The sequence below is a fragment of the Haladaptatus rarus genome (genome assembly GCF_054177585.1).
In genome coordinates this window covers 78950-100060 of record NZ_JBPEHG010000002.1, presented here as the reverse complement: position 1 = coordinate 100060, position 21111 = coordinate 78950, and the positions used below count along the sequence as shown (strand labels likewise).

The following is a 21111-nucleotide window of genomic DNA, read 5'->3' as shown; positions in this document are numbered from 1 at the left end:
CTGCGACAACCGACGACTATGGAGCGACGTGCGTTTCTGGCGACACTCGCCACCACCACGGTCGGCGGACTCGGTGGCTGTCTCGGCGGTGTGGAGCACCGCGGCGACCTGTTCGGAAAGGGCGAATCAGGAGGGGATACAGAACGACCACCGACCGCACCGCGCATCGACGACCTACCGGTACCGAAGAAGGAACTGAACCGCGGCGCGTTACGGGACGCGATTCCGGCCATCACGGAGCCTGCGTTCGGCTCCGACTGGGAGGGTGTCACGGTCGAAGTCACGAACGAGTTCGGGACGTACACGGCCCATCCACGACTCGCTGACAACGACGAGGTTATCGGCATCGAACGGGCCGGACAGGCCCGCGCGTACCCACTCCGGGTGCTGAACTGGCACGAGGTCGTCAACGATTCGCTCGGCGGCCCACTGCTCGTCACCTACTGTCCGCTCTGTGGCAGTGGCGTCGCCGCAATCCGCGCACCGCGCGGCGAGAAGACCGTGTTCGGCGTCTCCGGCTTGCTGTGGAACGCGAACCTCGTGCTGTACGACCGGACGACTGATAGCCTCTGGTCGCAACTCGCTGCGACCGCTATTCGTGGCCCTGCAATTGGCGAGACGCTTGAACTCGTCCCATCGACGCTGACGACGTTGAAGGCGTGGCGCGCTGAACACCCCGATACGAAGGTACTACTCCCGCCACCTCGATCGAACACGGTCGTCGGTCGAGAGCATGGGATGCGCGACTACTCGCTCGACCCCTACGGTGGGTACCGAACGAACGAACAGATCGGATTCGATGGAGGGTCGTTCGAGGACGACCGTCTTCACCCGAAAACGCAGGTACTCGGCATCGTCGCAGGCGGGGAGGCACGAGCATATCCCCTGCCGACGGTGCGTCGCACGGGAGTCGTCAACGACAGGGTCGGAGGCAAACCCGTCGTCGTCGCAAGCGCCCCTGGTGAGGCACTGGTCGCCCACTATCGACGGGTAGACGGAACCACCCTCCGGTTCGAGGCCGACGGGCGAAAATACCTGCGAGCAGGCGGCTCGCGCTGGCGACGAACCACCGGCAGAGCCGTCGATGGCCCACATGAAGGGACGAAACTCGACCGGGCCACCGACGTGCCGCCGTTGTTCTGGTTCGCGTGGCTCGACGCCCATCCGAAGACGAGTGTGTGCGAACGGTGATACGGGAGAGTGTGAATCGTCTCGGGGTCAAGCCCCAGGGCATTCTCCTAGACCGCCTGTAAACGATGGCTTTGCGGTCGTGACCTCGAACCGCCCGACCGCGCGCGGATTAAGTGCGTCGGAAGCCGACACAAGGACATGAACCGTCGGCAGTTTCTCGCCGTCGTGGGTAGCAGTGGAGTAGCCGGTTGTTTCGGCCGCCCCCCAGAAAGCGAGACTGGCGAGACGACGACATCCACGAGCGATACGGCCACGACTAACGCGAACACTACGAGCGGTTCGAACACCACGATCGACAGCAGTCTCGCCGCACAGGGATTTCCAGCGACGATCTGCGAGGAAGAGCCACCGGGTGGATTTCAGGCCGTCGACGAACCTGCGTTCGCCAGCGATTGGTCGGGTCGGGAGATTTCGAAGCGGTACGGGGCGCTGAGCGCCGAAACCGTCGTCGTCGGGGTCAAGAACGGACAGGAGGTTCGAGCCTATCCCCTCTCCGTGCTCCGGTGGCACGAAGCAGTCAACGACACGTTCGGCGGGCCTCTGCTCGTCACTTACTGTACTATCTGTCAGAGTGGACTCGTCGCTGACCGGTTAGTCGCTGACGAACCGACCGTCTTCAGTGTGACCGGACTCCTGTGGCAGGCCCCCGGTCTCAGAGCGGGGGCGAGCGAACAGGAAGGGAAGGTCTTCGGCGCGACCCCGAAAAACGAGCCGGCCAGCGTCCGGAACTCGGGGAACCTCGTGCTGGCCGACGAGACAACCGGCAGCTACTGGAGCCAGATACTTGCCGAAGCAATCTGTGGCCCACGAACCGGCGACGAACTGTCGATTCGCCCTTCGGCACTTGCCACATGGGATGAATGGCGATTCGAGCATCCGAAGACAGAGGTGCTGTTGCCACCACCACACTCGGGGACGCTGCCGAAGTGAGAGTGAGGGGTGTCTATCGACTCGTCATCGCTGTTGGACGAATGTCTCGATGCGGTTCATCGCTTCGCGGAGGTCGCTCATCCCCGTCGCGTAAGAGACGCGCAGGTGGCTCTCACCGCCAGCGCCGAAGACGCTTCCCGGCACGACCGCGACACCCTGTTCTCGAAGGAGATCTTCGGCGAACGCCTCGTCGTCGCCGTCGCAGGCGGGGAAGGCGTAGAACGCACCTTTCGCCTCGAAGCAGTCGAGACCCATCTCCTCGAAGCGCGAGAGCACGAATCTGCGACGGCGGTTGTACTCGTCTCGCATCTCCGTGACCGCATCTTCACAACTACGGAGGGCTTCCAGTGCGGCGTACTGTGCGGTCACTGGAGCCGAAAGCATCGAGTACTGGTGGATTCGATTCATCGCGTCGATAGCCTCCTTCGGGCCGAGCGCGTAGCCCAGGCGGAGTCCGGTCATCGCATACGCTTTCGAGAAGCCGTTGAACACGACCGTCCGTTCGCGCATCCTAGGGAACGTCGCAATCGATGTGTGGTCACCCTCGTAGGTGAGCGCGGCGTAAATCTCGTCGGAGAGGACGAACAGGTCGTGGTCTCGGGCGAACGCCGCGATCTCTCCGAGTTCGTCGTCGGTTATCGTCGCACCGGTGGGGTTGTTGGGATAGCACAGCACGAGGGCTTCGGCCTCGTCTGCGCCTGCATCCGCCAACGCCTCGTAGGTGAGCACGAAATCGTTGGCCGCGTGGGTCGGTACCCGAACTGGTTCGCCACCCGAGAAGACGATGCCCGGAACGTAGGAGATGTACGACGGTTGGTGAACTGCGACGCGGTCGCCGGGGTCGACCAACGCTCGCATCGAGAGGTCGACGGCCTCGCTCGCACCTGCGGTCACCAGAATCTCGTCGTCCGGGTCGTAGTCGAGGTCGTACCGCTCGACGTGGGACGAGATGGCTTCTCGCAGGTCGCGCCGCCCGCGATTAGCGGTGTAGGACGTTCGTCCCTGCTCCAGTGCGTCGATCGCGGCGGTGCGCGCGGCCCACGGTGCGGAGAAATCCGGCTCTCCAACGCCGAGGGAGATGATGTCGTCTCGCTCCTCCGCGAGTTCGAAGAAGCGCCGGATACCCGACGGTGGAACTCGTTCGACGCGGTCGGCTGGGTTCATGGCGAGATAGAGAGGCGGTCGTCTTCGTCGTGGTCGTCGAACTCGATGCCCCGCTTCTTGTACGTCTCCATTACGAAGTGGGTCACCGTCTGGGTCACCTCGGGGATCGGAGCGATCTGCTCGGAGACGAAGTTCGAGACGTCGTGCATCGACTCACCTTCGACATAGATTGCGAAGTCGTAGTCGCCGCTGACCAATCGAAGCGACGTCACCTCCGGGAACTTCGCTATTCGGCGGGCAATCTCTTCGTACCCCGTTTCGCGGTCGAGTTCGACGTTGAGTTCGACCTCTGCCTCGACGTGTTCGTCCGAGAGCTGGTTCCAGTCGACGACAGCGTGATAGCCGCGAACGACACCGTCCGATTCGAGTTCGGCGACGAGCGACTCGACCTCCGACTCCGACAATCCTGTCTGCCGGGCGAGGTCGGCGGTGCTCTCACGGGCGTTCGAAAGCAGGACGTTCAGTAGTTCCCGTTTCGAGTCCATGAATCCCCTTGCTGGCGGGGACACAAGTAACTACTCGCACCTGCCAAACCTGCGTCAAAACGGTCTGCGAACAAAAACGGAGCGCGGGACGATCGATCGTGCAAAATCAGAGGCGAAACGGCGGCTTCTCCCTTCGAGACGGTCAAAAACGAGATATCAGTCGTGCATCGTCTGTCGTCTGGGAAGGAGATTTCGTATAGCAGAATGGAATTTATGAAGTGGTGGGGTAGCTGAGAACGCGACTGGAGAGACAGGTCCGAAACAGCGTCTTCCGGGCGCAGAGCCGGGAATTAAGCCATATCACCGACACGTCGACTCGATCTCGAACAGGATAGTGAAATCAGTAGGACCAGGATATTTTATTACATTGACTTTGCCACGGTATTGAAGTATGTCGAGCTGTAAAATCCGCTGGTGATACGATGAGTTGGCAAGACCTCGTCTTCCTCGCTGGAAACGTGTTCTCACTCGTCGTACTCGTGCCGACCCTCCGCGACGAGATGGCGACGATTCCGCTTGGAACTGCCCTCCCGTCGGCAGTCATCGGGTTGATCTACGGGACGGCGTTCGCCACCCTCGGAATGTCACTCTCCGCGCTCGGAGCAGTTCTTACGGGACTCATGTGGAGTGCAATCGCTCTCGTTCGGTCGCCGAACCCGCTCAGCAACTCATCGAACAAGACGCCGGGGTCGCATCCCTCCCCTCGATCGCCGGGCACGCCCAACGAGTAGTATCTCTTCCATAGCCATCGTTCTGTAGCAGGATTCGAAGCGTACGGACAGTGCCGACACCAGTCGTTGTCGCAAATGCCTTACGCCGCGGCCAGCTAGAAGTCGATGATGGTTCGGAACGTCGCGCCAGAGATGGCTGAGCTGGAGCCGGAAGACTTCTATCTCCTCTCCGGTGTCGAGCAAGGGATGCGCTTCAGCGAGTGGGTACAGAAGGAGAAGATTCCGAAGTTCTCCCGGCTGACCAGCGAGGAAGTCGATTATCGGATCGACCGCTGTCTCGACCGGGGGCTGCTCCAGCGCAAGACCATCCAGTACGAAGGCTACACCCTCACGTTCGAGGGGTACGACGCACTGGCCCTTCGGGCGTTCGCCGAACGCGATTCGATCCAGGGCGTCGGCTCGCCGCTCGGTGTGGGCAAAGAAAGCGACGTGTATGAGGTACAGTCGTTCCGCCCGCTCGCGTTGAAATACCACCGTGAGGGGTACACCAACTTCCGCGAAGTGATGAAAGAACGCGATTACACGTCTGACCACGAACACGTCTCGTGGCTCTACACGGCACGGAAAGCCGCCGAGCGAGAACACAGCGTCCTCGAAACGCTCTATCCGGACGTGAGCGTCCCCCGACCTATCGACTACAACCGCCACGCGATCGTGATGGAGAAGGTCGATGGTGTCGAACTCGCGCGTGCGAAGTTCGAAGACGAGCAGGTCGTCCCGGTGCTAGACCTCGTACTCCGCGAGATGAGCGAGGCTTACGCGCGCGGGTATGTACATGCTGACATGAGCGAGTACAACGTGTTCGTCAGCAGCGAGGGTATCACGATCTTCGATTGGCCGCAGGCGGTTCCCACCGACCACCAGAACGCGGCGGAGTTCCTGGAACGCGACGTTCGCAACGTGGTGGGCTACTTCCGCCGGAAGTACCCTCGACTCGTCGGTGACGTGGACGTGTCTGGTCTCGCGCGCGCCATCGCGAACGAGGAGTTCGAGTCGGTGCGCGACCACTCAGAGGACGAGTGACACGACCGCGAGTACGACGAAGATGATGACCAGCCACTTGGCGATGTCCATCGACAACCCCGCGACGCCACCCGCGCCGAGCGCCCCGGCGAGGATGGCGAGGACGAAGAACGCGACCGCCAGTTCGAGGATCGCCATCAGTCGATCACCCCATCGATTTCGTATCGGAGTACGAAGTTCATGAGGACAAAAACGCTTCCAAGCACCTTTTTCTCGTGGCACGAACTAGCAAGCCGTTTATCGTCGTTGCTCGTCTCTAAGGCTTTAGTACGTTGATTTCGACGTTCGAATAGTATTTGACCTGTTGAGATACATTAAATAATTTAATTTGTTGTCAGAATATTAATCGAGTATGTCGAAACAAGACATCTCGACGTACCTCGAACAGCACCCACGAATGATCGGCGTCCTCTTTGCGGCTAGTCTGTTGTTGATGCAGGCCGGGAACGTGGTGGCTTCCATCCAAGCACACGATGGCCCTTAAAGAGAGTCAAGATAAATATCGGTACTCCAACTCATTTCACCGTTAACCTCTACGGGATGTGACTCGATGTCTAAATATTTGTTCAATTCATCGGAAGATATTTCGATAGCTCTTGATTCACCAGGAACCAAATAGCGGCTATTGTCATTCACAGCATTTGGGGAAAATGTAGAACCGATTTGATATTTAGGCGACGCATACGTGTAAGCCCGTATTTTCCAAGAATTTTCCGGCGATAATTTCGTCACATGTGGCGATCCATTCTCACCCTGTACTAACCTTTGACTCCCATTTCCGAGTGTGATGTACTGATACCCAGACACAGTTTCCCGCCGCGCCAAAGACAACGCAGTTCGCAGTGGAAACCCACAGTTGAGCAGACGAGCGAATGTCCTTCCAACCCGAGTCGCGGTGTCGTTCGCCACGTCTGCCAACGTCACGACACCCGCGATGCTTCCCTTCTCGACCAGCGCACTCCCTTGGTCGTACGACTGACAGGCGTTCAAGAAGAACGCGGTGACGGCCACCTCGTCGAGTGTTCGGGCATCGAGCGAGCCGTCGGAGCACTGGAATCCCTGTTCGTCCACGTGGCCGATGTAGTGGAGCAGGTCGGTGGAGCATTCGAATCGCTCGCGGAGTTCGTCGGTCGTGAGGTCGTATTCGATGGTTACGTCGTACTCCAAGAGGCCGCGGAATCCGTAGAGTTCGTCCACGACCTCGGCCTCCATCGCTTCGTCGTTGCAGACCACACGAACGTCGATGCGAGGTTTGTTCGGGGCGGAGTAGTCGAATCGACGTTTGAGGGCGTCGATGGATAGTTTGTTCGCGCCAAGGGGATAGCCGTCGCCGACCCACGCGTGTTCGGTCGTCTGCACTGGATTCGGCCTGACGATGTCTGCCTCGTCCGGCGTTTCGTCACCGCCACGAGTCAGACCTACGGAAACCGGCGTCGGCTCCGATTCGTCGGAGAAGCCACTGCGATAGAAGTCGCCGAGCAGTTCGGGTTGCGAAATGGCCTGCTTCGCTGGCGAGGCTGGAGCACTCCGAACGAGCGAGAGGTCGTACGCCAGGAACGGAAGCACCTCCACGTTCTTCGGTATCGGCGTGATGTCGGTCGTGAGACTCCACTGCGGAACGTACTTGGCGATGGTTTCGAACGGCACCGAGAGATACGCGGCCAATTGCTCGGGAAGGGTCGCATCGTAGAGCGCCGCGAAATCGATGTCGACGAGTGGTTCGACCTGTGCTCGCTCGTAGAGATCAACCTGGATGAGACCGTCGACTCGCGTGAGACAGTCGAAGAAGACGACCTGCCGGAGAACGCGGTTGATGGTCTCCTCGTAGGTGCCGTCTTCTTCCAGTGAGTACTCGAACCCATCGGCGACCAATCGAGGGTTGCGTCCGCGAACGACCTCCGCGCCGAGGTAGTAGGCCAACGACGACGCGGAGTAGACCGCCTCGTTCGTCATCGGCAGTCCGATTCGAACGCCAGTATCCGGCGGGCCGATCACGTCCGGCACGTCGAACTCGTCGCCGACTTCGATGAGTGGTGGCTGCCCGCGAAGTGTCGGATACGACCGTTCAGGAGAGGTCGTCTTGAGCGCTGAGCCGAACGTCGATACTGCCCGCATCGCTTCTTCGACACTCCCGGTTACGGTGATGGTTCCGGCAGGCTGCTCGTGGTACGAACGCGCCCCGATTCGGATGCGCGTCGTCTCTTCGAAGGTGATACGAACCGACGTTCCATCCCGACTGAACGATACAGTAGAATCGACTGCCACGTACAGTTTGATGGGTGTGCTGCTGAGTTCGAGGAACCGAACGCCCCCCGGCAGCGAAACGTCCTCGGCGTTTGGGTTGTACTCCGTCTCGAACTCCCCAGACTCCGAATAGACGAATACGCTCGCCAGCTTAGGAAACACTATCTTGTCGGTCTCGACGGTCACCGCCGAATCGACGGGATAGTAGAACGGCCTGGTGTCTGCCGGCGTCGGCTCGTCCCCACGAGACGTGTACAGTTCGAACCGAACCTTCTCAATGGGGTCGTAGATCTCGACGCCGTCTCGCTCGGCCAACGAATCGAACAGTGGTTCCACGGATTCGAGTGTTTCAAACTACAGATACTTATAGCTCTACCCACACGGTTGTCAGATCGAGTGCCGGGACGTGCCAGCGATGATCGGGATTGAGACCATCGCGCTGGCGGAGTTCGATACGTGCGTCGAAGAGCGGAGACAGCTCCTACACCGTCTCGGCGTCGTCCGGCATCGAGAGGTGGTAGTGCCCCATGCCGTGGACACCCTTCATCAGCGCACCGACCGACCGAAGGAATCGCTTGACAGCGACAAGTTCGTGCTCGTCCACGAGGTAGTTCAGCGAGTTGATACCGAGCCGAATCGCGGCGGGTTCGACGCCACCCGCCGCGTCATCGTAGAATCCGATCGCTGTGACTATCTCTTCGCGTAGTTCACGTATTCCGTTCTGTCCGTCCAGCGGCGGAAGTTCGGTGTCGGCCCCTGTCGCAGACTGGGGCACGGCGCGCCGTCTGTTTCCTCGGTCGATCAACCAGACGCTATCGTCGTCACAGCCGACACCACTTTGGAAATGGTCGTCTGCCGTATCGACGCCCGCATCCGTGAGCGCGAGAACGCGCTTTCGGTCGTGGGCTTCGTCGCCGAAGAGCGTCTGCGATGCCCGATTCGCCACACCTTGTGACACCTCGCCTGTCACTAGAAGATTACTTCCGCGCTGTCGGAGGGTTCCGAGATGACTCTGGAACGCGCTCACGTCCCCTGTGTCCCGGAGTAACTCTCGACAGTCGTTCATTTTAATCTGTATTCTACGTAATCTGATAAAACTGCTTTGGTTATCCCACATCGAAGACGAAGACCTTAAACCCGCGAACCGGAAATTAGTCGATAACTCGCTGGACGACGGGCACCAGTGGGCACCTGCGAACGCAGGCCGGAATGTGGCGTGCGCGGTTCTCCAAACCGCGAGGAGGCGGCCTCACCGCCGATTACGCTGAACCACTCGACGCCCGTGGTGATAGACCATGGCAAAAAGTTTCTATTCCCATATCCGAGACGCATGGCAAGACCCGGACGACGGCAAACTCGCCGAACTCCAATGGCAACGAAAACAGGACTGGCGCAAAGAGGGCGCGATCGAGCGAATCGACCGCCCGACCCGACTCGACCGCGCCCGCTCGCTCGGCTACAAAGCGAAGCAGGGCATCGTCGTCGTGCGTTCGAGTGTCCGCAAGGGTGGCGCACGCAAACAGCGACACAAGGCAGGTCGCCGTACCAAGCGCCAGGGTGTCAACCGCCTCGGTCGGCGTAAGAACATCCAGCGCATCGCCGAGGAGCGTGTGAGTAAGAAGTACCCGAACCTTCGCGTACTCAACTCCTACTGGGTCGGCGAAGACGGGAGCCAGAAGTGGCACGAGGTCATCCTCGTAGACCCCGAACACCCCGCCATCCAGAACGACGACGACCTGAACTGGATCTGTGACGACACGCACCGAGGCCGCGCCCAGCGCGGTCTCACGAGCGCGGGCCAGAGCAACCGTGGCCTCCAGCAGCGCGGCAAAGGCACGGAGCACACCCGCCCGAGCAACTCGAAAGGCAAAGGCCGCGGCAAGTAACGTCTCTCGCAGATTTTTCGGTGACCTGATTCGATAGCGGTCGCTATTTTTCAAAAGTTCTAATTCGACAGTTTGAGCGCCCAATAGGCCGAGTCGCGTCTTTGTGACTGCATATCGATAAACCGACAGGTGCGATATGAAATCGGGAGTAAGTCGTCAGTACAAGAGGAGGGGGTAGGATTCGTCAGTGAGAGGCCAGTGGCGGGTCGAACCGCCGTCATTCGGTGCTACTGCTGGCACCACTTGTCGCGGCGTCGTCCTCGTCCTGGGAAGTGTTTTCGTTGACGGTGTCGGGATTCGTCCCGATGGACTCACCCATCGAGACGGTCGGTGTGAGTGGCTCACCGTGGAGCAGTTGAGGGAGGACGATACGGACCGTTTCGAGCATCAAGATGAACACGATCGGTAGCAGGAAGAAGCCGTACCAGCCGAACAACACCGGGCCGAGCAGGTAGGCGAACATCATCATCACCATGTCGAGTTGACGCCCGGTCATGTACGGCTGAACGAACGTCTGCGGGAAGATGTCGAGGGCGATGAAGTAGACGACGAGGACGGCTCCGACGAACGCGAAGTGGTTACCTCCGGCGTTCATCGCCTGGAATCCGAGGTAGCCGACGACAGGGAGATAGATGAGTTTCCCGACGACGACGGGAACCAGACTAGCGACGCCGGTCAGAAACGCGAGCACGAAGACCATGGGGATGGCGAGTCCGCCCGGTGCGAGGAGATTCGTCCCCGAGTACGCAATCAGCGCGATGAGGGACATGACGATGACGAACAGGAAGTTCCCGAAGAAGACGGATTCGAGGTCTTCGTCGACGGCGGAAGCGTACGCGTAGGCCGTCGTTTCTCGCCCGCCGAACAGCTGTGTCAGGCCATCTTCGATGTTGTTGTCGTTCTTGAGCAGGAAGTAGGAGATCGTCAGCGACAGTCCCAGCAGCAGGAGACCACCGATGAGCGCTGAAGCCGCCTTCATCCCGGTTTCAAGCAGTTGAGCGGGGTTCGTCACGAACTGCCGTGGGTTCTGCATTGCAGAGAGCAGTGTTCGACGCTGTTCGTTCGACAGTGCACCGAGAAAGCTTCCCGGAAGCGGAACACCACTCGTACTACCGAGCAGCTGTTGAGCCTGGTGAACCACCTGGATGCCAGCGTAGAGGGTGAGCAAGACGACCGGAAGGAGAACGACCACGAGGGTCAGTGTGGCCACGATTCCGTCCGAGTCGGTGAGAGGACTGAGCCGCCGGTATATCGGTCGCGTGGCGTAGTAGCCAAACACACCGAGCACGATCATTCCGACGAACGAGTAGGCGATGAACGCCGCCGCGATGCCGAGTGCGAGAACGAACAGCCACCAGCCGATACGAGAACGGTTTTCGAAAGGTGAGGATGGGATATCGGTCACTTCTTTTCGAATAGTGGTCTCTCCCTCGAAACGGTTGTGGCTGCATTCTGCGAGCGGATGGTCGAGTTGGTCGTGCACGACCAACTCGACGACTGTGGTCTGGAGAGGTCGTCCGTGGTGCTTCTGCGTTACTCGACCGTCTCGAGTTCCACTGCGACCTCCACGTCACCGCCCAGTTCGACGCCGACCTCGAACGGCCCCCATTCGAACTCGAACTCGGCCAGTTCCGCGTCGATTCGCCACTCCAATTCGTTAATGTCTTCTTCCCCCACCTGTACTTTCATGGTGACCGACAGAAGTACGGCGGCCTCCCTGAAATCTCTTCGTGCCGCCAGCCGCGGACGATCGACGGTTACCGGTCAGTTCCACGGTGCCGTCTCGAAATCGACCTGTCGACTCGTTTGGTCGATGCTGTCGATCCGTTCGATGTCCTCGTCGGGAAGCGACAGTCGTCGTGCCTCGAAATTCTCGCGAAGATGCGCTTCCGAGGAGGATTTCGGGATGACGACACAGTCTTTCGACAGCAACCACGCGAGGCTGACCTGCGCCGGGGTTGCTCCGTGCTTGGCGGCGATATCGACTACCTCCGGCACCTCGGTCACCGTTCCCTTCGCCAGCGACGAGTAGGCGACTAATCGATGGCCGTGTTCGTGGGCGTACTCTCGAAGTTCCCCCTGTTGGAGAAGCGGGTGGCATTCGACCTGATGGGCGAACAGTGGTGCGTCGAGCTGTTCGAGCGCGGTTTCGAGCAGTGGCGGTGTGAAGTTCGAAAGCCCGACGTGGCGAATCAGACCGCGCTCGTACAGTTCGTCGAACGCCGCAAGCGTCTCCTCGGGGTCGTAGGCTCGTATCGGCCAGTGGACATACAGGAGGTCGAGCACGTCGACGCCCAATCTGTCGCAGCTCTCCTGTGCGTGTGTTAGCACGTCGTCGTACCCGAGATTGCTCGAATGGATCTTCGTCGCAAGGAACACGTCGTCGCGGGTGCAGTCAGCCGCCGCGATCCCCTCGCCGACTGCGACTTCGTTCTCGTACATCTCGGCGGTATCGACGTGGCGATAGCCGATATTCAGCGCGGTTTCGACGCTCGCTTTGCAGACATCTGGGTCGGTGTTCTCGTATGTTCCGATGCCGATTTTGGGGGTTGTTTCGAATGACATGTGTATCTACTCCGTGGTCGTGATCGGACTGCTGCGGAGGTATCAGCTGTGGCGATAGATTACAGCATGTCGACAGTAAAAGCCTCGCTGAAACGCATTATTGTAATCTGCTTGTTAGTTTGTCTCGTCGGTCATGCAGAATCGGTAGAGTCGGGCGTACACCAGAGCACCACGCCGTCGTGCGCCTCGGTCGGGTTCACGAACTCGTATCGGTCAGCTTCGACGCGCCGGACGATGTGGTTGGCGACGAAGTAGCTGACCTTCGCCGACCCATCGGCGTGGACGCTGGATGCAGTCGTCGTCCCGTCTCCACGGTGTTTCCCGTAGCCGAAGTCGACGATAACGTGGACAACGAATCCGCCGTCGACGCGGTTCACGTCGGCGACAGAGAGCCCCGTGATATCGACGTACGTGAGCGTGGCGAATCGACTGCCTTCGGTTCGGAGGATCTCGTTGGTCTTGTACGCTCGCTCGGTCGCTTTCACGAACGTGACAACTGGTTCGCGTGCGAGTCGTTCCGGCGGTTCGGGGTACGACTTCGGGGCGACACGATCGCTCGTCGTGATGGTTGTCATCTTCGGCGGCGTCGGCGTGGTCGGCTGGTCGCAACGTCGCCACTCGTCGGCGGTGGTCGTGGACTGGGTCGGCTGGTGCGACGGAGTCGTCTCGGCCGCCGTGTCCGTTTCGGTCGGCTGCGTACTTGTCCCGCCGACAGATCGGGACGGCGACACATCGCCGAGGCAGCCAGTAGCGAACACGAGCGACCCCGACGTCATTGTCATGAGGAGGGTGCGTCGGGAAACGCGAGAGGCGGGCGGTGACATACCATCGGCTAACCTTTGTCTTCGTAAATATTTTCTGTGGCTTGACAGCTGTGGGAGAACGGATTGCGTGGCCGACTACTCCTCGCGCTCGCCGACCTTCACCAACTGCTTGCCGATGTTCTCCCCTTCGAACAGCCCCAAGAACGCATCAGGGGCGTTTTCCAAGCCCTCGGTCACAGTTTCTCGATACGCCACGTCGTCCGACGAAACCCACTCGGCTAACTGTCGCGTCGCCTGCTCGAATCGAGGTGCGAAATCGCTGACGAGGAAGCCCTGCACGCGCGCGCGTGTCTCGATGAGTGTCCCGAGTTTGCGTGGCCCGGTCGGAATCGACTCCTCGTTGTAGAGTGCGATCTGCCCGCAGATGGCCACCCGCGCGTCCACGTTCAGCTTCGAGAAGACGGCGTCGGTTATCTCGCCACCGACGTTGTCGAAGTAGACGTCCACGCCATCGGGTGCGGCATCGTTCAGGGCCGCCCCGTAGTCGTCCGTCTGCTTGTAGTTGATTCCCACGTCGAAGCCACACTCGTCTTCGAGGAACGCGACCTTCTCGTCCGACCCCGCGAATCCGGCGACACGCGCACCAGATAGCCTCGCTATCTGGCCTGCGACCGACCCCACCGCACCCGCCGCGCCGGAGACGACGACGGTGTCGCCCGCTTCCGGTTCGGCCACCTCTCGCATCCCAAAGTAGGCGGTTCGGCCGGGCATCCCGAGGACGCCGAGAGCGGTAGAGACGGGAGCGAAGTCTGGGTTCACGCGCTGGAGGGAACTACCGGGTGCGCTCACGTAGTCGGCCCACTGGAGGTTTCCGGCGACCACGTCGCCCTCTTCGAAGCCCGCACCGTTGGATTCGACAACCTCAGCGACGACACCACCCTGTAGCGGGTCTCCGACGTCCCACGGCTCGGCGTACGATTCTCGCGCGCGCATTCGCCCGCGCATGTACGGATCGACCGAGAGGTACAGCGTCCGAACGAGTGCTTCGCCCGGCCCCGGTTCTGGAACGCCCTCTTCGACCAACTCGAACGTATCGCGGTCGGGTGTTCCCTCCGGGCGCTTCGACAGCAGGAACTTCCGGTTGGTAGCCATACGCGGGCGTACACGCGGAGAGACCAAGGGCACTGTGGTAGGAGAGAAATATGGCAGGAGGGAACTGGGACAAGAGGGCGCTGCGGGAATCGTTGCAAGAGGGACTGAGGATTGCGGTAGGGGAGAACTGTAGCAGGTCACGCACCTTCGACAGCCTCGAACCACGGGTTTATTGCCCGATGTGACCAACGAACGGACATGAGCGGCCTCTCGCTCGACCCGACACAGCTCGACCGCTACTCCCGGCACATCATCATGGACGAAGTGGGGCCGGAGGGCCAGCAGGCGCTCCTGGATTCCTCCGTCCTCGTCGTCGGTGCAGGTGGTCTCGGCGCACCGGTCATCGAGTACCTCGCGGCGGCGGGTGTCGGAACGCTCGGCATCGCGGACGACGACGTGGTAGAGCGAAACAACCTCCAGCGACAGGTCATCCACGGGGACGACGACGTGGGGCGACCCAAAGTCGAGAGCGCGGCGGAGTTCGTCACAGGCTTGAATCCCGACCTGACCGTCGAGACGCACGAACTGCGGGTCGAACCGGAGAACGCCGAAGAACTCGTCACGGACTACGATTTCGTCGTGGACGCCACCGACAACTTCCGGACGCGCTACCTCGTCAACGACGTGTGTACGCTCACCGAGACGCCGTTCTCCCACGGCGCGATCTACAAGTTCGAAGGACAGGTGACGACGTTCACGACGGATGGCCCGTGCTACCGGTGTCTGTTCCCCGAAGCGCCACCCGAAGGGATGGTCGCGGATTGCGCGACGACGGGTGTCCTCGGCGTGCTTCCGGGTACGGTCGGCTGCATCCAGGCAACGGAGACAGTGAAGTACCTCATCGGGATCGGCGAAGTGCTGGATGGTCGGATGCTCTTCTACGACGCGATGGACATGACCTTCGAAGAGGTGGAGTACCGACAGAATCCGGAGTGTCCAGTGTGCGGCGAGGATCCCATCGACTCCATCGGTGAGGTGGAGTACACCGACGAATCGTGCGCAGTGCGGGCGGATTGAGTTCACTGGGCGAAACGATTGAGAACTGGTACCATAGGACATCCTGTTATCGATTCTCGCGTTTCGAGAACGGTTCTCAGCCGATGGAATTCACCTTCTCTTTATATGGGGTCAGCAGTCGTCTTTCAAAATGTAGGTGAAGAACGATGGCAACTAAACAAATCAACACCGAGGCAAACACGTTCGAAAGCAGGCTGGGCGGCCTAACCGTCCGCGGTGAGGCTCACAGCCTCAGTGCGTGGTTCGTCCTCGCACTCCGGCTCATGATGGGCTACGCCTTCCTCCACGCTGGCTGGGTGAAAGTGATGGAGAGTGGCTGGAGTGCGACCGGCTACCTGACCAACGCGGTGCCGGAAGCCAGCCCGCTGTACGGCACGTTCCAGTGGATGGGTACGACTGCCTGGTTCGCTGACTTCCTCGCCATCGCCATCCCGTGGGGCGAGCTCCTCATCGGCCTCGCCCTGCTCGTGGGTGCCTTCGTCCGCCTCGCGGCGTTCTGGGGCGCGTTCATGATGCTGATGTTCTACTTCAGCAACTGGGAGATCGAACACGGCATCATCAACGGCGACTTCGCGTACATGCTCGTGTTCCTCGCCATCGGGGCGTTCGGTGCAGGCCACATCCTCGGTCTGGACAGCCTCATCGAACGCATCGATGTCCGCGGACAGGCACTGGTCGAACGCTACCCGGTGCTCCGCTACATCCTCGGCTAAGGCCGATTTTTTCGGTACTGATCGTCTCATTCGACGCAGATTCGTTTTTTCGGAACTCGACTTCGAGAGAGTCATCGAACGACGGGCTCGACGACAGTATCGAGATGCCGATGAAGAAGGTCATGATGGGATATCTACGACAAGGGTGATGGAGTGTCCAGGACGAGATCACTGATGAGGATTCCTGAAACACCTGGTTGCCATGTCATAACTATCCACGATTTCGATGAGCACGACTGGGGCGATTCCCACGTTTCGAGAACGGTTCTCATCACACAGGAAACACCTTCTCTTTATATAGGAACTGCAGTCGTCTCTAAAATTGTAGGTGAATAACGATGGCAAGCAAAGAAATCAACACTGGATCGAACACGTTCGAAAGCAAGCTGGGCGGCCTAACCGTCCGCGGTGAGGCTCACAGCCTCAGTGCGTGGTTCGTCCTCGCACTCCGGCTCATGATGGGCTACGCGTTCTTCCACGCTGGCTGGGTGAAAGTTGCGGAGGGCGGATTCAGCGCGACCGGCTACCTGACCAACGCGGTGCCGGAAGCCAGCCCGCTGTACGGCACGTTCCAGTGGATGGGCACGACTGCCTGGTTCGCTGACTTCCTCGCCATCGCCGTCCCGTGGGGCGAACTCCTCATCGGATTGGCGCTCATCGTCGGCGCGTTCGTTCGCTTCGCGGCGTTCTGGGGCGCGTTTATGATGCTGATGTTCTACTTCAGCAACTGGGAGATCGAACACGGCATCATCAACGGCGACTTCGCGTACATGCTCGTGTTCCTCGCCGTCGCAGCCTTCGGTGCAGGCCACATCCTCGGTCTGGACAGCCTCATCGAACGCTACGAAGTCGGTGGCGAAGCACTGGTCGAACGCTACCCGGTGCTCCGCTACATCCTCGGATAACGCTGGATTTTCTGCTTTTTCGAAGACTACGAGTACTTTTTTGACGAGAGATAACATCGGCAGCTACGAAACGGAGACGTCGAACGCTGGCGAGACGATTACCAGGACGACATCGACGGTGCGATGCGCTACCGGACGATGGTCGAAGTCGAGTCGAAACATACCGAATTTCGGCGTCGGCACTGCCGTTCGAGATGGGACGATTCAGCGGCATGACAGTCCCAGGCAGAATCAGTGAGTACATGATGGCGGAATCGTTAGAGGCAAACATGGACTCGAACGTGGGGGCGTGGAGTAGCCGAGCACTCGTCGCGCTGACCGTTTTCGGGTCGGTTCCTGTCGTTTCTGCACACGGCGGGGGTCACTCACAGCCGTATCCGCAGTGGCTCGCGCTCGTCGTCCTCCTCGCGGGGGTCGGAATCGTCGCGGGGAGTGTCCTTCTCGGTCGCACCGCGTGGGAACACCGTCGGACGCTCGCACTTTGGGGCGTCTTCGGAGGGCTGTTCGTCGCTGCCGCCGGAGCAGTCGGACTCGTGCAGTTGTCGCCAGTCGAGACGCTTCGGGCGTCGCAGGCACCCCTCAGCAGGGAGTGGTATCAACCACTGACGCTGGCAGCCGGGACGATAATCGCGGTCGGGAGCTTCGTCGCTGGTCGCCTGAAGTGGCCCGAGCGCCCACGCTACGCCGGACTCGGGATGGCGCTCGGTGCGTGGATCGCGTATCCGGCGGTGATGGACGCATTCGGTGCGCGAACTCACCCACTCGGATATCTGCTCGTCTTCGGCCTGCCGCTGGGCGTGGGCTACGTCCTCTGGCGCGATGCATCCGAACCTCTCTCGTTGGTCGTCAGCGACCGCCCTGCTCGCTGGTTCGGAGTCGGAACGGGCGTCCTCGCTGGACTGTTCTTCGCCTTCTCGATGGGGATGCTCACCTTCGTTCCGGAGCACGGCGTCGGTGTGCCTGAAGGAGCGTTCGTCACGACGATTCCAGTCGCCAATCCGCTGGTCTACTGGACTGCCGTGGAGTTCAGCATCCCGCAGATCCCGCTCGCTGGCGTGTTCTCGCTCGGCATGTTGATACAGATCGGAGTGGTCGCCGTGCTCGTCGGACTGAACGGTACAGTCATCGCGTACCAGTGGCAGGGTGGCACGCGAACCGGCACCAGCGAAGTCACCTCCGGGACGGCAGCCGTCGCCGCACCCAACGCCTGCTGTTGCTGTGGTCCCATCATCTCGGAACTCGCCGTGGTGTCGGTCGGTCCGTCTGCTGCAGCCCCCCTCTACTGGCTGTTCATCGATCTGGCGTCGCCGGTGGGGGCGCTCTTCTTCGTCACCAGCATCGTCCTCCTGGCCGGGAATCTGGTCTGGTTCGGCGTGCAAAACGAGTAACGACGCCTACTCCTTCGTATCGTACTCCCATCGGTCACAGATCGCAGACCACACCGACTTTCGGACTGCGTGAACCGTGAGCAGTCGCAGTGCCAGTGATGGATGACGAGGGAGTAGCGACAGCGTCTTCACCGCGTGTCGGTCGATATCTTCGATGTCGATCCCGGATGCAACAGTCACCATCTCCGAGAGGAGGTCGTTTCGACCCTCCGCGAGGACTGTCGTGGTGAGCGACGAGAGGAGATATTCGAAGCGCATCTCTCGGTGGAGACGGCGTGGATACGCCGCGAGGTTGCCAGCCGTGACACACTCCGCGAGTAGGTTCGCGGAGTGGATGGCCTGTGAGATTCCCTTTCCCGTGAAGCGGTTGGCGATGCCAGCAGCGTCACCGACGCGAACGACATCGAGTTCGGGTAGGTAGATCTGGTCGGGATCGAGACTCGGCCCGCGTGGGATGATCGCGACGTTCGTCCGGCTTCGGTCGGGGGCGGGCCACCCGTTTCGCTCGCAGGCGGACTGGAACGCACCGAAGTAGTCGTCAGGAACGTCGCGTTCGTGCCAGCCGACGCCGACGTTCGCACGATTCTCGGTCTTCGGAAACGCCCACTCGTAGCCGAGATAGTCCGCGAAAACGATCCTGCCGTGAGGATAGAGGTCGGAGAAATCACCCGTCACGTCTGCATTGAGCGCAGTCATCCGCCCGGTGTACTCGTCGGTAGTTCCGCGAACCTTACTCGCCAGCGATGGTTGGCCGGTCGCGTCCACCACGAGATCGTGTGTTCGACCGAACTCTCGGAACTCGGCCTTCGACACGCCGTGGCCGTCCTCGACGGTCACACCTCTCGCTTCCAGTCGCTCGGCCCAACTTCGTTCGACCACGTTCCGGTCGGTGATGTACCCATCCCGGGACGGGAAGATTCCCGGCTCGCCGAGATTGTCACCGACGCGAACCGCCACTTCGAAGGCCGGGACACGATTCAGGAACCCGTTCTCGGTCGTCGTATCGAGTGGGATGGCGGAGACGGTAGTCATCGCTTCGCCACAGTTGACTCGCTTCCGGTCGTATCGCTGGCGTTCGTAGAGCGTCACATCGTAGCCGATACGATCCAGCGCGTGGGCTGCGGCGAGCCCGCCCATCGCACCACCCACGACGACAGCGGTATTCCGGGGGCCGGGACACATCGAGTTCCGGGGTCGCATCGAATTGGATACACAGCGACGGGAGAAAAGTTACTCGGCCAACAGGTCGTCGACGAGGCGCGTGAACCGATCCACCATGCGCTCCGGAAGCGACGGCGTGACGACAGCCAGGAGACGGGCCGTCTCCTCGGGGCGAGTCGGAACGAGCCTCACGCGATTCTTCTCGTCACGTCGCTTTTCGACGAGATCTTGTTTGACGAGGTGGTCGACGTGCCATTCGAGCGTGCTCCGAGCGATGCCGAGTTCGTCCGCGAGCGTCGCAGGACGAGCCGACTCGTGTTCTAGCAGCGATACGAGCACGTCGCGGGCGGTTTCGCGGCGGAGCAGGGCGAGCGCCGACCGTTGCCATTCGTCGTACTCCGGCGGGTAGTAGTGGGTCTTACCGTACAGGTGCTCGCTCGTGAGTCGGTTATCGGCGAGCAAGTCCCGGAGGTGGTACTGGACTTGACCGGGGGCGAACCCAGACCGTCGGACGAGGTCGTTGAAGTGGACGCCGGGGCGTGATTCGACGCATCGTTCGATCCGGCTCCGTGTCTCTGTCATCGCGTCTCCACCCTCCGCGTGTAGTACACCGCGCCGACGAGCAGGGCGATGACGACCACGTCCAGCGCGTGTTCCGCGAGGTGGTGTGCCCCCCCTGCGAGGTAGTTCGCGGTCGTCAGCCCACCGACGAGTGCCCGCCCCGCCAGTGCTGCGAACGCCAGCGTCACCAGCAGATAGGGGAGTGTGCGTCGCTGTCGAAACGCCACCAACGAGAGCGCGAGAACGAGCACCGACCCCAGTGCGGCCAACGAGATGACTGCTGGAAGGAGCAGATTGCCATCGGACGCGAGGGCGTGAAGCGGGAGGGCCACGAGAGCCATCTATCACCGTTTCGTGCTCGACGTATCTCAGTCGTTCGGTTTACCCACTACGAGTCGCCGAAGTCGAACTGGTACGAGACGCTCGATAGAACGCGGAGCATCGAACGATGCAGACGCGGTCATAAACCGGAAGACATCGCTTCGAGTGACGCACTTTTGCCACTCCAACCACAAAGAAAGCGTATGAGTGCAACCGACGAAGACACGTTGACGATTTTTTCGGACTACGTCTGCCCGTTCTGTTACCTTGGCCGTCACTCCCTGAAACAGTACCAGGAATCGAGGGACGAAGAACTCGACATCGATTGGCATCCGTTCGACCTCCGTTCGGGGAAACGTGGGCCCGACGGCGAGATAAACCACGACGTGGACGACGGAAAAGACGAGGAGTACTTCGAACGAGCGCGTGAGAACGTCCGGCGATTGCAGGAGCGGTACGACGTGGAGATGGAACAGGAGATAGCTACGGACGTCGATTCACTGCCAGCACAGATCGCGTCCTACTACATCAAAGAGCACTACGACGACGAGACGTGGCTCGAATTCGACGAAGCCATCTTCGCGGCGCTGTGGCAAGGGGGTGAGGACATCGGGGACGAAGAGCTATTGGTGGACATCGCAGAAGAAGCCGGTATCGACGGCGACGAGATTCGGTCTGCCCTCGACGATGAGACGCTCCGCGAGGAGGTCGAAGAGAGATTCGCAGAAGCGCAGCAGCGTGGTGTGACGGGTGTCCCGACGTTCGCCTACGATGGGCATGCGGCACGTGGGGCGGTTCCGCCGGAACAGTTGGAGCGACTCGTCGAAGGAGTCTAACGAAGATCAGCGGTCCTGTTTCTCGGTCGATTAGTTGTAACATTGATGATACTTGGTGGGGCGAGCATCAGCCG

Annotated in this window: 24 protein-coding genes; 11 read left to right on the top strand and 13 right to left on the bottom strand. The window is 60.5% G+C overall.

Annotated features, from left to right (window positions below):
- Positions 1-18 precede the first annotated feature (18 nt).
- Complete coding sequence (locus ACR3FE_RS05600) at positions 19-1191, top strand: DUF3179 domain-containing protein (RefSeq protein WP_458206103.1); 1173 nt, start codon at positions 19-21, stop codon at positions 1189-1191.
- Positions 1192-1329: 138 nt separating this feature from the next.
- Complete coding sequence (locus ACR3FE_RS05595) at positions 1330-2121, top strand: DUF3179 domain-containing (seleno)protein (protein WP_458206102.1); 792 nt, start codon at positions 1330-1332, stop codon at positions 2119-2121.
- Positions 2122-2145: 24 nt separating this feature from the next.
- On the opposite strand, the gene ACR3FE_RS05590 is transcribed toward ACR3FE_RS05595, so the two are convergent.
- The gene (locus ACR3FE_RS05590) at positions 2146-3285 is read right to left on the bottom strand and encodes a pyridoxal phosphate-dependent aminotransferase (protein ID WP_458206101.1); all 1140 of its coding nucleotides are present in this window, start codon (positions 3283-3285) and stop codon (positions 2146-2148) included.
- The gene (locus ACR3FE_RS05585; RefSeq protein WP_458206100.1) at positions 3282-3770 is read right to left on the bottom strand and encodes an Lrp/AsnC family transcriptional regulator; all 489 of its coding nucleotides are present in this window, start codon (positions 3768-3770) and stop codon (positions 3282-3284) included. The genes ACR3FE_RS05590 and ACR3FE_RS05585 overlap by 4 nt, the downstream gene beginning before the upstream one ends.
- A 422-nt stretch (positions 3771-4192) precedes the next feature.
- Here ACR3FE_RS05585 and ACR3FE_RS05580 point away from each other — a divergent pair, with 422 nt between their 5' ends.
- Both ACR3FE_RS05580 and ACR3FE_RS05575 read left to right on the top strand, forming a co-directional pair.
- On the top strand, positions 4193-4501 hold the full coding sequence (locus tag ACR3FE_RS05580; RefSeq protein ID WP_458206099.1) for a hypothetical protein: 309 nt from the start codon (positions 4193-4195) through the stop codon (positions 4499-4501).
- A 108-nt stretch (positions 4502-4609) separates the two neighbouring features.
- Positions 4610-5524: a serine/threonine-protein kinase RIO2 gene (locus ACR3FE_RS05575; RefSeq protein ID WP_458206098.1), complete on the top strand. Its 915-nt coding sequence runs from the start codon at positions 4610-4612 to the stop codon at positions 5522-5524.
- Here the strand turns inward: ACR3FE_RS05575 and ACR3FE_RS05570 are convergent.
- Positions 5510-5656, bottom strand: a complete 147-nt coding sequence (locus ACR3FE_RS05570) for a DUF1328 family protein (RefSeq protein WP_458206720.1) — start codon at positions 5654-5656, stop codon at positions 5510-5512. The genes ACR3FE_RS05575 and ACR3FE_RS05570 overlap by 15 nt on opposite strands.
- A 220-nt stretch (positions 5657-5876) precedes the next feature.
- Here ACR3FE_RS05570 and ACR3FE_RS05565 point away from each other — a divergent pair, with 220 nt between their 5' ends.
- Positions 5877-6008 carry a DUF7503 family protein gene (locus ACR3FE_RS05565; RefSeq protein ID WP_458206097.1) on the top strand — a complete coding sequence of 44 codons (132 nt, stop codon included), beginning with the start codon at positions 5877-5879 and terminating at the stop codon, positions 6006-6008.
- Here the strand turns inward: ACR3FE_RS05565 and ACR3FE_RS05560 are convergent.
- Together ACR3FE_RS05560 and ACR3FE_RS05555 are read right to left on the bottom strand one after the other, a co-directional pair.
- A complete protein-coding gene (locus ACR3FE_RS05560; RefSeq protein ID WP_458206096.1) occupies positions 6005-8104 on the bottom strand; it encodes a CHAT domain-containing protein in 2100 nt (699 codons plus the stop codon). The genes ACR3FE_RS05565 and ACR3FE_RS05560 overlap by 4 nt on opposite strands.
- A gap of 145 nt (positions 8105-8249) precedes the next feature.
- Positions 8250-8834, bottom strand: a complete 585-nt coding sequence (locus ACR3FE_RS05555) for a DUF7504 family protein (RefSeq protein WP_458206095.1) — start codon at positions 8832-8834, stop codon at positions 8250-8252.
- A gap of 229 nt (positions 8835-9063) precedes the next feature.
- Here ACR3FE_RS05555 and ACR3FE_RS05550 point away from each other — a divergent pair, with 229 nt between their 5' ends.
- A complete protein-coding gene (locus ACR3FE_RS05550; RefSeq protein WP_458206094.1) occupies positions 9064-9654 on the top strand; it encodes a 50S ribosomal protein L15e in 591 nt (196 codons plus the stop codon).
- Between the two features lie 217 nt (positions 9655-9871).
- Here ACR3FE_RS05550 and ACR3FE_RS05545 read toward each other — a convergent pair whose 3' ends face one another.
- The 5 genes from ACR3FE_RS05545 to ACR3FE_RS05525 form a co-directional block, all read right to left on the bottom strand.
- Positions 9872-11059 (bottom strand): AI-2E family transporter, encoded by a 1188-nt coding sequence (locus ACR3FE_RS05545; RefSeq protein WP_458206719.1) that lies wholly within the window; start codon positions 11057-11059, stop codon positions 9872-9874.
- Between the two features lie 128 nt (positions 11060-11187).
- Positions 11188-11343: a hypothetical protein gene (locus ACR3FE_RS05540; protein WP_458206093.1), complete on the bottom strand. Its 156-nt coding sequence runs from the start codon at positions 11341-11343 to the stop codon at positions 11188-11190.
- A 75-nt stretch (positions 11344-11418) separates the two neighbouring features.
- Complete coding sequence (locus ACR3FE_RS05535) at positions 11419-12219, bottom strand: aldo/keto reductase (protein ID WP_458206092.1); 801 nt, start codon at positions 12217-12219, stop codon at positions 11419-11421.
- Positions 12220-12350: 131 nt separating this feature from the next.
- On the bottom strand, positions 12351-13043 hold the full coding sequence (locus tag ACR3FE_RS05530) for a hypothetical protein (protein WP_458206091.1): 693 nt from the start codon (positions 13041-13043) through the stop codon (positions 12351-12353).
- Between the two features lie 75 nt (positions 13044-13118).
- A complete protein-coding gene (locus ACR3FE_RS05525) occupies positions 13119-14135 on the bottom strand; it encodes an NADP-dependent oxidoreductase (protein ID WP_458206090.1) in 1017 nt (338 codons plus the stop codon).
- 198 nt (positions 14136-14333) lie between these two features.
- On the opposite strand from ACR3FE_RS05525, the gene ubaA reads away from it, so the two are divergent.
- The 4 genes from ubaA to ACR3FE_RS05505 all read left to right on the top strand — a co-directional run bounded on the left by ubaA (position 14334) and on the right by ACR3FE_RS05505 (position 18158).
- Positions 14334-15152, top strand: coding sequence for an SAMP-activating enzyme E1 (ubaA, locus tag ACR3FE_RS05520; RefSeq protein WP_458206089.1), 819 nt, complete (start codon positions 14334-14336; stop codon positions 15150-15152).
- Positions 15153-15298: 146 nt separating this feature from the next.
- Entirely contained in the window at positions 15299-15865 is a 567-nt protein-coding gene (locus ACR3FE_RS05515; RefSeq protein ID WP_458206088.1) for a DoxX family protein, read from the top strand.
- 338 nt (positions 15866-16203) lie between these two features.
- Positions 16204-16770 carry a DoxX family protein gene (locus ACR3FE_RS05510; RefSeq protein WP_458206087.1) on the top strand — a complete coding sequence of 189 codons (567 nt, stop codon included), beginning with the start codon at positions 16204-16206 and terminating at the stop codon, positions 16768-16770.
- A gap of 212 nt (positions 16771-16982) precedes the next feature.
- The gene (locus ACR3FE_RS05505) at positions 16983-18158 is read left to right on the top strand and encodes a hypothetical protein (RefSeq protein ID WP_458206086.1); all 1176 of its coding nucleotides are present in this window, start codon (positions 16983-16985) and stop codon (positions 18156-18158) included.
- Between the two features lie 6 nt (positions 18159-18164).
- Here ACR3FE_RS05505 and ACR3FE_RS05500 read toward each other — a convergent pair whose 3' ends face one another.
- The 3 genes from ACR3FE_RS05500 to ACR3FE_RS05490 are packed head-to-tail and all read right to left on the bottom strand — an operon-like array spanning position 18165 to position 20221.
- Positions 18165-19358 (bottom strand): NAD(P)/FAD-dependent oxidoreductase, encoded by a 1194-nt coding sequence (locus tag ACR3FE_RS05500; RefSeq protein ID WP_458206085.1) that lies wholly within the window; start codon positions 19356-19358, stop codon positions 18165-18167.
- A 30-nt stretch (positions 19359-19388) separates the two neighbouring features.
- Positions 19389-19901, bottom strand: coding sequence for a winged helix-turn-helix transcriptional regulator (locus tag ACR3FE_RS05495; protein WP_458206084.1), 513 nt, complete (start codon positions 19899-19901; stop codon positions 19389-19391).
- On the bottom strand, positions 19898-20221 hold the full coding sequence (locus tag ACR3FE_RS05490; RefSeq protein ID WP_458206083.1) for a DUF7471 family protein: 324 nt from the start codon (positions 20219-20221) through the stop codon (positions 19898-19900). Before ACR3FE_RS05490 ends, ACR3FE_RS05495 begins: the two co-directional genes overlap by 4 nt.
- A 183-nt stretch (positions 20222-20404) precedes the next feature.
- Here ACR3FE_RS05490 and ACR3FE_RS05485 point away from each other — a divergent pair, with 183 nt between their 5' ends.
- Positions 20405-21037 (top strand): DsbA family oxidoreductase, encoded by a 633-nt coding sequence (locus ACR3FE_RS05485; RefSeq protein ID WP_458206082.1) that lies wholly within the window; start codon positions 20405-20407, stop codon positions 21035-21037.
- The last annotated feature ends 74 nt before the right edge of the window (positions 21038-21111 follow it).

What these genes read in the sequence shown, in the direction of transcription:
- ACR3FE_RS05555 (WP_458206095.1), bottom strand. Translation starts at nt 8,834, where the DNA reads ATGAACGACTGTCGAGAGTTACTCCGGGACACAGGGGACGTGAGCGCG.
- ACR3FE_RS05540 (WP_458206093.1), bottom strand. Translation starts at nt 11,343, where the DNA reads ATGAAAGTACAGGTGGGGGAAGAAGACATTAACGAATTGGAGTGGCGA.
- ACR3FE_RS05535 (WP_458206092.1), bottom strand. Translation starts at nt 12,219, where the DNA reads ATGTCATTCGAAACAACCCCCAAAATCGGCATCGGAACATACGAGAAC.
- ubaA (WP_458206089.1), top strand. Translation starts at nt 14,334, where the DNA reads ATGAGCGGCCTCTCGCTCGACCCGACACAGCTCGACCGCTACTCCCGG.
- ACR3FE_RS05580 (WP_458206099.1), top strand. Translation starts at nt 4,193, where the DNA reads ATGAGTTGGCAAGACCTCGTCTTCCTCGCTGGAAACGTGTTCTCACTC.
- ACR3FE_RS05515 (WP_458206088.1), top strand. Translation starts at nt 15,299, where the DNA reads ATGGCAACTAAACAAATCAACACCGAGGCAAACACGTTCGAAAGCAGG.
- ACR3FE_RS05485 (WP_458206082.1), top strand. Translation starts at nt 20,405, where the DNA reads ATGAGTGCAACCGACGAAGACACGTTGACGATTTTTTCGGACTACGTC.
- ACR3FE_RS05575 (WP_458206098.1), top strand. Translation starts at nt 4,610, where the DNA reads ATGGTTCGGAACGTCGCGCCAGAGATGGCTGAGCTGGAGCCGGAAGAC.
- ACR3FE_RS05550 (WP_458206094.1), top strand. Translation starts at nt 9,064, where the DNA reads ATGGCAAAAAGTTTCTATTCCCATATCCGAGACGCATGGCAAGACCCG.
- ACR3FE_RS05505 (WP_458206086.1), top strand. Translation starts at nt 16,983, where the DNA reads ATGACAGTCCCAGGCAGAATCAGTGAGTACATGATGGCGGAATCGTTA.
- ACR3FE_RS05510 (WP_458206087.1), top strand. Translation starts at nt 16,204, where the DNA reads ATGGCAAGCAAAGAAATCAACACTGGATCGAACACGTTCGAAAGCAAG.
- ACR3FE_RS05500 (WP_458206085.1), bottom strand. Translation starts at nt 19,358, where the DNA reads ATGCGACCCCGGAACTCGATGTGTCCCGGCCCCCGGAATACCGCTGTC.
- ACR3FE_RS05600 (WP_458206103.1), top strand. Translation starts at nt 19, where the DNA reads ATGGAGCGACGTGCGTTTCTGGCGACACTCGCCACCACCACGGTCGGC.
- ACR3FE_RS05530 (WP_458206091.1), bottom strand. Translation starts at nt 13,043, where the DNA reads ATGTCACCGCCCGCCTCTCGCGTTTCCCGACGCACCCTCCTCATGACA.
- ACR3FE_RS05565 (WP_458206097.1), top strand. Translation starts at nt 5,877, where the DNA reads ATGTCGAAACAAGACATCTCGACGTACCTCGAACAGCACCCACGAATG.
- ACR3FE_RS05525 (WP_458206090.1), bottom strand. Translation starts at nt 14,135, where the DNA reads ATGGCTACCAACCGGAAGTTCCTGCTGTCGAAGCGCCCGGAGGGAACA.
- ACR3FE_RS05590 (WP_458206101.1), bottom strand. Translation starts at nt 3,285, where the DNA reads ATGAACCCAGCCGACCGCGTCGAACGAGTTCCACCGTCGGGTATCCGG.
- ACR3FE_RS05595 (WP_458206102.1), top strand. Translation starts at nt 1,330, where the DNA reads ATGAACCGTCGGCAGTTTCTCGCCGTCGTGGGTAGCAGTGGAGTAGCC.
- ACR3FE_RS05490 (WP_458206083.1), bottom strand. Translation starts at nt 20,221, where the DNA reads ATGGCTCTCGTGGCCCTCCCGCTTCACGCCCTCGCGTCCGATGGCAAT.
- ACR3FE_RS05495 (WP_458206084.1), bottom strand. Translation starts at nt 19,901, where the DNA reads ATGACAGAGACACGGAGCCGGATCGAACGATGCGTCGAATCACGCCCC.
- ACR3FE_RS05585 (WP_458206100.1), bottom strand. Translation starts at nt 3,770, where the DNA reads ATGGACTCGAAACGGGAACTACTGAACGTCCTGCTTTCGAACGCCCGT.